Source organism: Solilutibacter silvestris, assembly GCF_002895945.1.
Lineage (GTDB): Bacteria > Pseudomonadota > Gammaproteobacteria > Xanthomonadales > Xanthomonadaceae > Solilutibacter > Solilutibacter silvestris.
In genome coordinates this window covers 614,705-627,985 of sequence record NZ_NPZB01000001.1, presented here as the reverse complement: position 1 = coordinate 627,985, position 13,281 = coordinate 614,705, and the positions used below count along the sequence as shown (strand labels likewise).

Annotated in this window: 10 protein-coding genes; 2 read left to right on the top strand and 8 right to left on the bottom strand. The window is 65.2% G+C overall.

Annotation, left to right across the window (positions count from 1 at the left end):
• Nucleotides 1-12: 12 nt before the first annotated feature.
• Genes Lysil_RS02765 through coxB form a run of 4 tightly spaced genes read right to left on the bottom strand, consistent with a single transcriptional unit; the run spans nucleotide 13 to nucleotide 3,239 of the window.
• Nucleotides 13-612: a cytochrome c oxidase assembly protein gene (locus Lysil_RS02765; RefSeq protein ID WP_103074038.1), complete on the bottom strand. Its 600-nt coding sequence runs from the start codon at nucleotides 610-612 to the stop codon at nucleotides 13-15.
• Nucleotides 602-745 carry a hypothetical protein gene (locus Lysil_RS13355; RefSeq protein ID WP_165782364.1) on the bottom strand — a complete coding sequence of 48 codons (144 nt, stop codon included), beginning with the start codon at nucleotides 743-745 and terminating at the stop codon, nucleotides 602-604. Before Lysil_RS13355 ends, Lysil_RS02765 begins: the two co-directional genes overlap by 11 nt.
• Nucleotides 738-2,375 (bottom strand): cytochrome c oxidase subunit I, encoded by a 1,638-nt coding sequence (ctaD, locus tag Lysil_RS02760; RefSeq protein WP_103074037.1) that lies wholly within the window; start codon nucleotides 2,373-2,375, stop codon nucleotides 738-740. Before ctaD ends, Lysil_RS13355 begins: the two co-directional genes overlap by 8 nt.
• A gap of 45 nt (nucleotides 2,376-2,420) precedes the next feature.
• A complete protein-coding gene (coxB, locus tag Lysil_RS02755; protein WP_425477108.1) occupies nucleotides 2,421-3,239 on the bottom strand; it encodes a cytochrome c oxidase subunit II in 819 nt (272 codons plus the stop codon).
• Between the two features lie 129 nt (nucleotides 3,240-3,368).
• Between coxB and putA the strand changes: the two genes are divergently transcribed.
• A complete protein-coding gene (putA, locus tag Lysil_RS02750) occupies nucleotides 3,369-6,527 on the top strand; it encodes a bifunctional proline dehydrogenase/L-glutamate gamma-semialdehyde dehydrogenase PutA (protein WP_103074036.1) in 3,159 nt (1,052 codons plus the stop codon).
• 139 nt (nucleotides 6,528-6,666) lie between these two features.
• Here putA and Lysil_RS02745 read toward each other — a convergent pair whose 3' ends face one another.
• Entirely contained in the window at nucleotides 6,667-8,109 is a 1,443-nt protein-coding gene (locus Lysil_RS02745) for an OmpP1/FadL family transporter (RefSeq protein WP_165782363.1), read from the bottom strand.
• A gap of 162 nt (nucleotides 8,110-8,271) precedes the next feature.
• Between Lysil_RS02745 and Lysil_RS02740 the strand changes: the two genes are divergently transcribed.
• Nucleotides 8,272-8,964, top strand: a complete 693-nt coding sequence (locus Lysil_RS02740) for a rhomboid family intramembrane serine protease (protein ID WP_103074034.1) — start codon at nucleotides 8,272-8,274, stop codon at nucleotides 8,962-8,964.
• On the opposite strand, the gene Lysil_RS02735 is transcribed toward Lysil_RS02740, so the two are convergent.
• The 3 genes from Lysil_RS02735 to gpmI are packed head-to-tail and all read right to left on the bottom strand — an operon-like array spanning nucleotide 8,958 to nucleotide 13,199.
• A complete protein-coding gene (locus Lysil_RS02735) occupies nucleotides 8,958-10,304 on the bottom strand; it encodes a S41 family peptidase (RefSeq protein ID WP_240600041.1) in 1,347 nt (448 codons plus the stop codon). The genes Lysil_RS02740 and Lysil_RS02735 overlap by 7 nt on opposite strands.
• A 58-nt stretch (nucleotides 10,305-10,362) precedes the next feature.
• Nucleotides 10,363-11,646 (bottom strand): murein hydrolase activator EnvC family protein, encoded by a 1,284-nt coding sequence (locus Lysil_RS02730; RefSeq protein WP_103074033.1) that lies wholly within the window; start codon nucleotides 11,644-11,646, stop codon nucleotides 10,363-10,365.
• Entirely contained in the window at nucleotides 11,643-13,199 is a 1,557-nt protein-coding gene (gene gpmI / locus Lysil_RS02725) for a 2,3-bisphosphoglycerate-independent phosphoglycerate mutase (protein WP_103074032.1), read from the bottom strand. The genes Lysil_RS02730 and gpmI overlap by 4 nt, the downstream gene beginning before the upstream one ends.
• Between the last annotated feature and the right edge of the window lie 82 nt (nucleotides 13,200-13,281).

Genomic DNA, 13,281 nt, shown 5'->3' with positions numbered 1-13,281 from the left:
TTGCTTCTCTCGTCAGGGCGCGGCCGCAGCCGCCGTTGTTGCACCGGCGGCGAGTGCGCGCGCGGTCAGGGTGTCATTCTGGTAGAACGTGTAGGACAGCGTCAGCGTGTCGATGTCGGACGGCAACGCGGGATCAACCACGAAGCGCACTGGCATGTCGCGCGTCTCGCCCGGCTGCATCTTCTGCTCGGTGAAGCAGAAACATTCGGTCTTGGCGAAATACTTGGAACCTTGCGCCGGCGCGATCGACGGTACCGCGTTGCCGACCACCAGGTGCGCGCTGTTGTTGTGCGCGCGGTAGCTGGCGGAATACGGCTTGCCGGTCTGCACGCGCATCTGCAGCTGGTTCGGCGCGAAATCCCAAGACAGCTTGGAATTGACCCGGCCATCGAACTGCACGGTGATCCAGCGCGAAGCCACCGGTGCCGCCGCGACAGCGGCCACTTCGTTCGGGCCTTTCGTCAGGCGCACGCCCAGCACTTTCTCGCAGGCGATGCGATAGAACGGCACCAGCGAGAACGTCACCAGGAAGGCAACGGCGATCACCACCACCAGCTTGCCCATGCCACGGGTCGAACCGGGCGCGGGATGCGCTGCCGGATCAGCGGACATGGCCGGTCATTCCCAATACCAGAAACGCCAGATAGATCGCCAGCGCAACGGCGGCGACCTTCCATGCCGTGCGCCGGGCGCGACGACGCGCCTCGGCGACTTGCGGATCAGTGCTGGCGAGCTGCTCAGTCATGATCCATGTGTTCGGGATCGCCATGCGCCAGATCGCCGAGGTTGATCACCGGCGGCGTGGTGAAACTGTGGTGCGGCGGCGGCGACGACAGCGTCCATTCCAGGCCCTTGGCGTTCCACGGATTGGCCGATGCCTTGGCGCCGTGCAACTTCGAATGGAGGAGGATGGCGAACATCATGAACGGCGTCAGGAACATCCCGAACGCGCCGATCGAACTCACCATGTTCCAGTCGGCGAACACCACGTTGTAGTCGGGGATGCGGCGCGGCATGCCGGCCAGTCCGAGGAAGTGCTGCGGGAAGAACAGCAGGTTCACGAAGATCACCGTCCACCAGAAGTGGAAGTCCGCGGCCTTCTGGTTGTACATGCGGCCGGTCCACTTCGGCCACCAGTAGTAGATCGCGCAGATGATCGAGAACAGCGCGCCGGTCACCAGCACGTAGTGGAAGTGCGCCACCACGAAGTAGGTGTCCTGGTACTGGTAATCGGCCGGTACCAGCGCCAGCATCAGGCCGGAGAAGCCGCCGATGGTGAACAGGAAGACGAAGGCCACCGCCCACAGCATCGGGGTTTCGAAGCTGAGCGAACCGCGCCACATCGTGCTGACCCAGTTGAACACCTTCACGCCGGTCGGGATCGCGATCAGCATCGTCGCCAGCATGAAGTAGATCTCGCCACCCAGCGGCATGCCGACGGTGAACATGTGGTGCGCCCACACGATGAACGACAGGAAGGCGATCGAGGCGGTCGCGTAGACCATCGCCTGGTAGCCGAACAGCGGCTTGCGGCTGAAGGTCGGGATCACTTCGCTGACCACGCCGAACGCCGGCAGGATCATGATGTAGACCTCGGGATGGCCGAAGAACCAGAAGATGTGCTGGTACATCACCGGGTCGCCGCCACCGGCGGCATCGAAGAAACTGGTGCCGAAGAAGCGGTCGGTGAGCAGCATCGTCACCGCACCGGCGAGCACCGGCATCACCGCGATCAGCAGGAAGGCGGTGATCAGCCACGTCCAGCAGAAAATCGGCATCTTCAACAGGTCGACGCCCGGCGCGCGCATGTTGAGCACGGTGGCGATGATGTTGATCGCGCCCATGATCGAGCTGATGCCCATCATGTGGATCGCGAACACGGTGAACGCGACATTGGTGCCGCCCTGCAGCGACAGCGGCGGATACATGGTCCAGCCACCGGCCGGCGCACCCCCCTTCATGAAGAAGGTCGACAGCAGCAGGGTGAAAGCGAACGGCATGATCCAGAACGACCAGTTGTTCATGCGCGGCATCGCCATGTCGGGCGCGCCCACCTGCATCGGGATCATCCAGTTGGCGAGGCCGACGAAGGCCGGCATGATCGCGCCGAAGATCATCACCAGCGCGTGCATGGTGGTGAGCTGGTTGAACGTTTCCGGCTTGAAGTACTGCAAGCCCGGCTGCATCAGTTCGGCGCGGATTCCGACCGACAGCGCGGCGCCGATGATCGACATCACGAAGGCGAACAGCAGGTACAGCGTGCCGATGTCCTTGTGATTGGTGGAGAAGAACCAACGCTCGACGAACGATTGCGTGTGCCCGTGGTGGGCATCGTCATGATGGTCGTGATCGACGGCGGGATGGGTCGCGGACATGGGAGGAACCTCGCTGTATCTGGGTCAGGGCGGCGCGTGTCGCGCTCAGCCCGCTGGGGTGGCCTTCGCGGCCTTCTGTTCGGCCAGCCACGCCTTGTATTCATCCATCGACACCGCCTTGACCACGATCGGCATGAAGCCGTGGTCCTTGCCGCACAGTTCGGCGCACTGGCCGCGATAGACGCCCGGCTCCTCGATGTTCACCCAAGCCTCGTTGACGATGCCGGGGATGGCGTCCTGCTTGAGGCCGAAGGCCGGCACCCACCACGAATGGATCACGTCATCGGCGGTGACCACGAAGCGGATCTTGGTGTGGACCGGCAGCACGATCGGATGGTCGACGGCGAGCAGGTAGTTGGGATCGTTGAAATCGCGCGCGTCCTTGCCACTCTGGCGGATGTCGTTGCTTTCCTTCGACAGGCGGCTGGTGATCTCGACGTTTTGGCCCAGGTAGTCGTACTTCCACATCCACTGGTAACCGGTCACGCGCACCGTCAGCGCGGAATCGCTGGTGTCGTAGACGTAGATCAGGTTGCGGATGGTGGGAATGGTCAGCCCGGTCAGGATCAGCACCGGAATGACCGTCCAGATGATCTCGGCCTTGGTGTTGTGGCTGAACTTGGCAGCGACCGCGCCCTTCGATTTGCGGAAGGTGAAGATGGCGTAGAACATCGCGCCAAAAACGATGATGCCGATCACCACGCACGTCCACAGCCCCCACATATGGGTGTTGTAGGCGTTATGGGCCATCGGGGTCACGCCCTTGCCCATGTTGAGCTGCCAGCGATGTGGATCGGCGGACTGCGCCCAAGCCAAGGCGGGCAAGCACGCCGCCAGGGCAGCTCCAAATCGCAACCAACGCATTTGCATCATTCTCTTGAACCCCATGGAAACCGGCGCAACCCAACCATGTTAGCGGCCCTAGCCCTTGACCGGCAACCGCGAGGGCCGCAGCGCCATTAGAATGATCGCCCCTCCCAGCCCGGTTTCGGCATGTCCGAGTTGCTTTCCCCCGAACTCCCGCCCACGCCGCCGGCGCTGCGCGAGGCGATCACCCGCGCCTGGATCCTCGACGAGGCCACGCATGTCCGCGCCCTGATGGCGCAGGCGCGCCAGCCCGATGCCGACCGCGCCGCCATCCACGACACCGCCGTCGATCTGGTGCGCCGCGTCCGTACCCACACCGCCAGCCAGGGCGTGGTCGAGGCCTTCATGCGCCAGTACGACCTCGGCAGCGAGGAAGGCGTGTTGATGATGTGCGTGGCCGAAGCGCTGCTGCGCATTCCCGACCAGGCCACCGCCGACGCCCTGATCCGCGACAAATTGGGCGATGCCAACTGGAAGCGCCACCTCGGCCAGTCCGATTCGCTGCTGGTCAACGCCTCGACCTGGGGCCTGCTGCTGACCGGCAAGATGGTCAATCTCGCCGACGACACCCAGCGCGACGCCTACGGTGCCCTCGGCCGCATGATCGGCAAGTTCGGCGAGCCGGTGATCCGCAGCGCGGTGCGCCAGGCGATGAAGATCATGGGCCACCAGTTCGTACTCGGCCGCACCATCCAGGAAGGACTGGAGCGTGCGCGCAAGGGCGACGGCGCCAACTATCGCTATTCCTACGACATGCTCGGCGAGGCCGCGTTGACGCAGGCCGACGCCGATCGCTACTTCGAGTCCTACCGCAAGGCGATCGACGCCATCGGCGCAACCGGGCCGTTCGCCGACGAAGTCTCCGCGCCGTCGATTTCCGTCAAGGTGTCCGCGCTGCATCCGCGCTACGAGCATGCCAAGCGCCAGCGCGTGCTGGCCGAACTCGCGCCGCGCCTGCTGTCGCTGGCGCAACAGGCCAAGCGCTACAACATCGGCATGACCATCGATGCCGAGGAAACCGATCGCCTCGAGCTGTCGCTCGATCTCATCTTCGACGTGCTGGCGGATGCTTCGCTGGCGGGCTGGAACGGCTTCGGCATCGTGGTGCAGGCGTACCAGAAGCGCGCACCGTTCGTGATCGACTACATCGCCGCCAAGGCCCGCGAACTCGGTCGTCGCATCCCGGTGCGCCTGGTCAAGGGCGCGTACTGGGATGGCGAGATCAAGCGTGCGCAGATGGAAGGACAGGCCGGCTATCCGCTGTTCACCCGCAAGCAGAACACCGACGTCAGCTACCAGGCCAATGCGCGCCGGTTGCTCGATGCCAGCGACGCGACCTATCCGATGTTCGCGACCCACAACGCGCAGACGATCGCCGCCGTGCACCAGATGGCGAAGGGTCGCACCTTCGAGTTCCAGAAACTGCACGGCATGGGCGACGATCTCTACGCCGAAGTGATCCCGGCCGATCGCCTGAACGTGCCCTGCCGCGTCTACGCGCCGATCGGTTCGCACGAAGACCTGCTGCCGTATCTGGTGCGACGCCTGCTCGAAAACGGCGCCAATTCCAGCTTCGTCAATCGCATCACCGATGAATCGATCCCGGTCGAGGATCTGGTCCGCGATCCGCTCGATGTCGTCGCAAGCTTCGATTCCATTCCCCATCCGCGCATTCCGCTGCCGCAGCAGCTCTATCGCGCGCAACATCAGGCACGGGACAATTCCATGGGCATCAACCTCGCCAACGACGACCAATTGCGCCAGCTCGCGACGCAACTCGACAGTGCCGGCGCCGGCACCTGGACCGCGGGTCCGCTGGTCCCGGGCGCGGCTGCGGGCGGCGACGTGCAGACGGTGACCAATCCGGCCGATCGTCGCGAAGTGGTTGGCCACTGGCGCGCCGCCGACGAAGCCATCGTTGCGCAGGCATTGAAGAACGCCGTCGATGCGCAGCCGGCATGGGACGCGACGCCGGTGGATGCGCGCGCTTCAATTCTTGAAAAAGCCGCCGAGCTGATGGAAGCGCGGATGCCGCAGCTGATGGCGATGTGCACCAAGGAAGCCGGCAAGTCGCTATCCGATGGCGTCGCCGAAGTGCGCGAAGCCGTCGATTTCCTGCGCTATTACGCCCTGCAGGCGCGCGAACAGTTCGTGGTCGAAGCGCTGCCCGGCCCGACCGGCGAAAGCAACACGCTGCAACTGTCCGGACGTGGCGTGTTCGTGTGCATCAGCCCGTGGAATTTCCCACTGGCGATCTTCACCGGGCAAGTCGCGGCCGCGCTCGCCGCCGGCAACTCGGTGATCGCCAAGCCCGCCGAACAAACCAACCTGATCGGCTACGCCGCCGTGCAAATCCTGCACGAAGCCGGCGTCCCGGCGGCAGTGCTGCAATACCTGCCGGGCGATGGCGCCACCGTCGGTGCCGCGCTCACCCGCGATCCGCGCGTGGCCGGCGTCGCCTTCACCGGATCGACCGACACCGCGCGCCTGATCAACCGCGCGCTCGCCACCCGCGACGCCGGTCCGCTCGCCGTGCTGATCGCCGAAACCGGTGGCCAGAATGCATTGATCGCCGATTCGTCGTCATTGCCGGAACAGGTGGTGAAGGATGCGCTGGCGTCGGCGTTCACCTCGGCGGGCCAGCGTTGTTCGGCCGCGCGCATCCTGCTGGTACAGGACGACATCGGCGACAAGGTGATCACGATGCTGGCCGGTGCGATGGCCGAACTGAAGGTCGGTGATCCCGGATTGTTGTCGACAGACGTCGGCCCGGTGATCGATGCCGATGCCAAGGCGCTGCTCGATGCCCACGCCGCGAAGATGCAGCAGATCGCCAAGCCAATCGCCCGTGCCACGCTGGAACCCGGCACGGAACACGGCACCTTCTTCGCGCCGGTGGCGTGGGAGTTGCAGTCGATCGACCAGCTCACCCGCGAGAACTTCGGCCCGGCGTTGCATGTGGTGCGCTGGAAAGCTGCCGACCTCGACAAGGTGATCGATGCCATCAACGCCAGTGGTTACGGCCTGACCCTCGGCATCCATTCGCGCATCGACGGCACCATCGATCGCATCGTCAATCGCGCCAAGGTCGGCAACATCTACGTCAACCGCAACCAGATCGGCGCAGTGGTCGGCGTGCAGCCGTTCGGCGGCCAGGGCCTGTCCGGCACCGGTCCCAAGGCCGGCGGCCCGCACTACCTGCCGCGCTTCGCCACCGAGAAAACGGTGACGATCAACACCACGGCATCGGGCGGCAATGCCAGCCTGCTGACGCTGGGGGATTGAGCGCGGATCGTCATCATGGAGGCAGATCCCTCGCATCACTCGGGATGCCGGTTGTGTCATTCCGAACGCAGTGAGGAATCCGCTTCACCATGAGAAAGCCCCGCCGAAGCGGGGCTTTTGATTGCAGCGAACGGTGCGATCAGAACTTGTACGAAGCCGCGAAGCCGAACACGTCGGCGTGGCCCTTGAAGCTGCCCGTCAGGTTGTTGTAACGACCCGCTGCGGCATTGGCCGACAGGTTGACGGTCGGGCTCTTGATCTCGACGCGGGTGTAGCCGGCATCGACCGACAACGCCTTGGTCGCGTTCCACGTGCCACCGACCGAGAACAGCGTGCGGTCGTTGTCGGGCAGGCGCGGGGTGCGGTCGGTGTTGTTGGTCGGGGTCTTGTCGAAGCCGACGCCGCCACGCAGGGTGAAGGCATCGTTGAGCTTGTAGTCGACGCCGATCGAGGCGAAGGTCGAATCCTTCCAGTTGAAGGCTTCACTGCTCTGCGGCTGGTACGGGTTGGAGAAGCTGATGTCGACGCTCTTCAGCGAGCTCCAGCCGGTCTGCTGCACTTCACCGTAGAGGTTGACGCGATCCGAGACCTTCCAGTCGACACTCAGGGTGTCGGTCGACGGCGTCGACACCGAAGCGCGACCCTTGGCATCGACAAAACCGTTGCCGAGTACAGCCAATCCCGCACGTTGCGCAGCCGGCAGCGCCGGGTTGGTCGAAAGCAGACGGAAGCCCGGCTGCATGCCCTGGAACTGACCCGGCGTGGTGAATGCCGCGTTGCCATCGATGTGGTGGCGGATCGCCGAGCGATGCGCATAGCCGATGGTGAACGTGTCGCTGGGCTTCAACTGCAGGCCGGCGATGAAGCCGACGGCATTGTCCTTGCCCTTCAGGGTGCTGTTGCCGTCCGGAGTGGCTGCCAGCGCGCCGGCTTGAGCCGGCGGGCACGGGCTTTGCGGATTGCTGCAGAGACCACCAACAAGAATCGCGCTCAGCGGGATGTCCTTGCCGAGCGTCACGTCGATGCGCTCGTACACGAGGCCGATACCGGCGCTCAGCATCGGGGTGACCTGCACCGCCGCCGACAGCGTCAGATCGACCGCCTTCACGCTGGACACGGTGGCGTTGTAACGACCGATCCAGCCCTTTTCGTATTCGGTCTTGAGGCCGTACGGCGCGTCGACGCCGACGCCGAGGGTCAGGCCTTCCAGCGCGCCCTTCATCTTGAAGATCGCCGACATGGCCGGCACTGCGGTCAGGCTGCCGGGATCGCCACCGTTGCCACCGCTGATGGGCTGCGGGCCGAGCGGGGTCGGGAACGATGCCGAACCGCTGAACTTGGCGGTCAGGTCGATGCCGGCGACGTCCGCCTGGAACAGGTTGCCGTTGGCATTCACCATCGCGGCCGGATTGTTGTAGACCGACGAGCCATCGCTGGCGACGGTCGAGCCGGCATAGGCGCGGCCGATGTTCTTGACGCTGTTTTCGCGCAGCTGGAAGCCGGACGCGCCAGCCTGGCCGGCGGCGATCAATCCGATCACGGCGACCGCGAGGGTCGAGAGACGGCGGGTATTCTTGTGCATGCAAATCTCCGGAAGCATTCGGGAATCCCGCCACCGTGGCGGTCATTTCCCATCTGGGGCGGTTCGGTACGGCAGGGTATGCGGCCGGACTATAGCGTGGTTTTAACTGATTGGTAACATGTTTCCCTGAACCGCCACTCCCCCGCATGAGGCGCGTTTTCGATGTTCATCCCCGTTCCCGACCACGGCCGCCCCGGCCGCCCGTGGGCCACGCCAGCACTGGCCTTGGCCATGATCGCGGGCTACATCGCGGTGTGGGCGCCTTCGGACGCGGTCACCGGCCGTTTGCTGAACGAATGGGCGACGCTGCCCGCCAATCTTTTTTCCGCAGTGCGGCAAGGGCCTGCGGCGGTCCTCCACCCGGCGCTGCGGTTGCTGACCTCGCAATTCCTCCATGCCAACTGGGCGCATCTACTCGGCAACCTGGTGTTCCTGCTGATCTTCGGCATGCCGGCGGAACGCAAGCTCGGCAGCCTGCGCCTGCTGGTCCTGTTCCTGCTCGGTGGCGCGGTGGCGAACCTGGCCGCAGCAGTCACCATCGACAACCCGTCGCGACTGATCATCGGCGCCAGCGGTTCGGTCTCGGCGATCATCGGCACTTATCTGGCGCTGTTTCCGCGCGCGCGACTGGGCGTGGTGATCCCGCTCGGCCTGTTCCTGGAATTCGTGCGCGCGCCGGCCTCGCTGCTGATCGGCATCTGGGCCCTGCTGCAGGTCGGCTTCGCCTACATCGGCCCGGCCTTCGGCGAAGTCGCCTGGGTGGCGCACCTCGCCGGCTTCGTGTTCGGCCTCGTCTTCGCCTTTCTCCAGCGCGGCGCCATCGCGCGGCGCCTGCGCCGGCAAAGCGGTTACTGAGCCTTGCGCTTGGGTGCGGTTGTCGCCGCGTGCGGCGCAACGGTCACGCCAGCCATCCGCTTCAACTCCGCCAGTGCCGCGTTTAACGGCGCCTGTCCATCCAGCACTTCGCCGCCGGTATCGTCATCGGCAGCCGCGCCTTCGTCATCGCCGCGCAGATGGCCCGGCAATGCCGATTCGCGGTAGTCGCCTGCCGACGCCTGCTTGCCGTCGGCGCGCACGATCACGTCGGGCTTGATGCCGACGCCCTGGATCGATTTGCCGCTGGGCGTGTAGTAGCGCGCGGTGGTGAGCTTGACGGCATCGCCGTTGTCGAGCGGAAGAAGACTCTGCACCGAACCCTTGCCGAAGGTGCGACTGCCGACGATGCGCGCGCGCTTGAGATCCTTCAGCGCGCCGGCCAGTACTTCCGACGCGCTGGCGGAACCGGCATCGACCAGCACCACGATCGGCGCGCCATCGAGCAGGTCGCCGCGATTGGCGGTGTAGACGGTGTCGCCATCCTTCTGGCGTCCACGCGTGCTGACAATCGTGCCGGCATTGACGACGTCATCGGCCATCTGCACCGCAGCATTGAGCAGGCCGCCGGGATTGCTGCGCAAATCGATGACCAGTCCACGCAACTTGCCAGCCGATTGTTGCTTGAGTTTGGCGATCGCCTGTTCGAATTCGACGGCGGTGTTGGCCTGGAAACCGCTCACACGCACCGCGCCGAAGCCGGGCTCCAGCAGTTTCGCCTCGACGCTGGGAACGACGATCTTGGCGCGCGTGACCTTGACGTCGAACGCCTTGGCGACAGCCTTGCGGCGGATGGTCAGGCGCACCGGCGTGCCGGCCTTGCCGCGCAACTGGCGATTGCCGTTGTCGTTGTCGACCGGCTTGCCATCGATGGCGGTGATGATGTCGCCCGACTTCAATCCGGCTTTCTGCGCCGGCGAACCATCCATCGGCGCGACGATCTTCAGGGTGGCATTGGGCTGCTGCTGCACCTGGATGCCGAGCCCTTCGTACTGGCCCTCGGCGTCCTCGTCGAAGCGTTCGGCATCGTCATGATCGAAATACACGCTGTGCGGATCGAGATCGAGCAGCAGTCCGCGCACCGCCGAATGCATCAGCTGGGTATCGGTCTTCGGTTCGACGTAGGCGTTCTTCACCGCCTCGTAGGTGGTGACGAAGCGGCGGATCTCGTCGAGCGGCACCGCCTTGCTCTCGCTGGTCGCGGCGGTGGGATCATCGCTGGCGCTGATGTCCTTGTCCTGCTTCTGCGCGGGCGCGGTCGTTTGCGCCGCCAACGGCACCATGGCGAATGCAAGGACAACAGCGATAAGCGAACGACGCATCTTGGGCTCCGGGAGATCGGTCCGGTGGATCGAATGACAGGCGACAACAACGGACAGGCTAGCGTTTCTGCAGCCATACCGCAGGATTCACCGGGCTGCCATTCCGGCGCAATTCAAAATACACCGCCGGCCGCGACAGGCCGCCCGAGGTGCCGACGCTGGCGAGCGCATCGCCGCGATGCACGCTGGCGCCGACGTCGCGCAGCAGGGTGTCGTTGTGGGCGTACAGGCTCATGTAGCCGTTGCCATGGTCGACGATGCTGATCAGGCCATAACCGTTCATCCATTCCGCGAAGACCACGCGACCGTCGGCGACCGCGTGCACCGGCGTGCCGGCCGCCGCCGCGATCAACAGGCCGGAACTCGCCCCGCCCTCCGGCAGTTCGCCGCCGTAGCCCGCCAGCAAGGTGCCTGACACCGGCCAGCCGAGCCCGCCGACCTGGATCATCGGCCCGTGCACGACCTGTTTCGGTGACTCGCGCTTCGGCGGTGGCGGTGGCGGCAGGCCCTTCGCTCGTGCGGCGTCTTCTGCACGCGCCTGTTCCCTGGCGATCCGCGCGGCTTCGGCGGCCGCGGCTTTGCGCGCACGTTCGGCGGCAAGCTGGCGTTCGCGCGCGGCGCGTGCAGCCTCGGCGCGCAATTGCGCGAGCAAGCCTTCCAGCGCCTTGGCGTTCTGCCCGAGCTGCTGTTCGCGCTGGATGTGCTGCTGGTATTGCGTGTCGAGTTGCGCGAGCACCGTCGCGCGGCTCTTGCGATCCTGTTCCAGTTGCAGCAACTGTGCTTGTTGCTTCTGGCGTGATGCCTGCAATTCACCGCGCTTCTGCTCGATCTGCGCACGCGTCTGCTTCAACGCTGCGAGGTCGCCGGAGATGGAGCGGATGCGCACGCTGCGATCACGCTGCAGGTAGGCGTAGTTGGTGAGCGCGCGCTGGCCTTCGGCGATACGATCCTGCGACAGGAACACCTTGAGCGGTGCGTTGTCGCCGGCGAGATAGGCCTGCCGCACCAGCGCGGCCAGCGATTTTTTCTGCACCTGCAGATGCGTTTCCAGTTCGATGCGCTTCACTTCCAGCGCATCGAGCGAGCCCTGCTGCGAACGGATGTCGGCGTCGGTCTTCGCCACCGCGCGCGACGTATCGCCGACCTTCCGTTGCGCGTCCTTGAGGTCGACATTGGCATCGACGCGTTCGCCACCGATCTCCTTGCGCTCGCTGCTGACCGCGCGCATTTCCTTGCGCACCTGTTCCAGCTTGTGTTCGGTCGCGCGCTGCGATTGCTGCGCCGACGCCACTGCAACCATCGCCAGCAGCATTCCCGCGATGGCGAGGCGCGCTCGACTCATGCGTCGCCCAGACCTGCCTCGATCAAACTCGAACCGGTCATGTCCGCCGGTTTGGCGATGCCGAGCAGATCGAGCATGGTCGGTGCGACATCGCGCAAGGCCCCACCGACGCGCAAATGGGCATCGCGTTCACCGACGTAGACGAACGGCACCGGACCGACCGTATGCGCGGTATGCGGCTGGCCGGTGGCCGGGTCACTCATCTGTTCAAGGTTGCCGTGGTCGGCGGTGATCAACAACGCGCCATGTACCGATCGCACCGCGGCGACGACTTCACCGATGGCGATATCGACCGCTTCCGCCGCCTGTATCGCAGCGGCAAGCAGGCCGGTGTGACCGACCATGTCGGGATTGGCGATGTTGCAGATCACCACGTCGTGGCGCTGGTGGCGGATGTCGTCGACCAGTTTCGCGGTGACTTCCGGGCAGCTCATTTCCGGCTGCAGGTCGTAGGTCGCGACCTTCGGGCTCGGCACCAGCACGCGATCCTCGCCCGGCCACAGGTCTTCGCGACCGCCACTGAAGAAGAAGGTGACGTGTGCGTATTTTTCGGTTTCGGCGATGCGCAACTGGCTGAGCCCGTGCGCGGCCAGCACTTCCGCCAAGGTGTCGTGCAATGCATCCGGCGCATAGGCGAGCGTGGCCGGAAGTTTCGCGTCGTATTCGGTGAGGCAGACGAACATCGCGAGTTTCGGACGACGTGCGGCGAAGCCATCGAAGGCGGGATCGACAAACGCAGCGGTGATCTGGCGCGCGCGATCGGCACGGAAGTTCATGAACACCACGGCATCGCCATCCTGCATTGGCGCGGCACCGGCGATGATCGTCGGCTGCATGAACTCGTCGTTCTCGCCGCGCGCGTAGGCAGCGTCCAGCGCCTGCATCGCGGTCGGTGCGGTGAATTCACCGCGCGCTTCGACGATGGCATCCCACGCGCGTTCGACGCGATCCCAGCGCTTGTCGCGATCCATGGCGAAATAACGGCCGCCGACGCTGGCGATATGCACGTTGCCGAGGCGATCGCACAGCGATTGCAGCGCGGCGATGCTGGCAGCGGCGGAACGCGGCGGGGTGTCACGGCCGTCGAGGAAGGCATGTACGGCGACTTTCGCCACGCCAAGGCGATGCGCCAGCTCCAACATCGCGACGATGTGTGATTCATGGCTGTGGACGCCGCCGGGCGAGAGCAGGCCCATCACGTGCAGGGTGCCGCCGTCGGCCTTCACTGCAGCGCAGGCAGCAACCAGCGCGGCATTGGCGAAGAAAGAACCGTCCTCGATCGCGGCATCGACCCGCGTCAGGTCCTGGTAGACGATGCGTCCGGCGCCGAGGTTCATGTGGCCGACTTCGGAATTGCCCATCTGGCCATCGGGCAGGCCGACATGGCGCCCTTCGGTATGGATCAGCGTGTGCGGACAGGTCGCCAACAGGCGCCGCCAGTTCGGCAAGTCGGCCTGTGCCAGCGCGTTGTCGGCGGGGTCCTCGCGATGGCCCCAGCCATCCAGGATGAGCAGGACGACGGGCTTGGGACGATCAGCGGCAAGTTGGGACACGGGTCTTTGGGCCTGGTGACTTTCGGCGCATGCGATTGTAGCGGAGGCGTCCTATGCTTCCTGCATGTTCCCGCATCCCCGG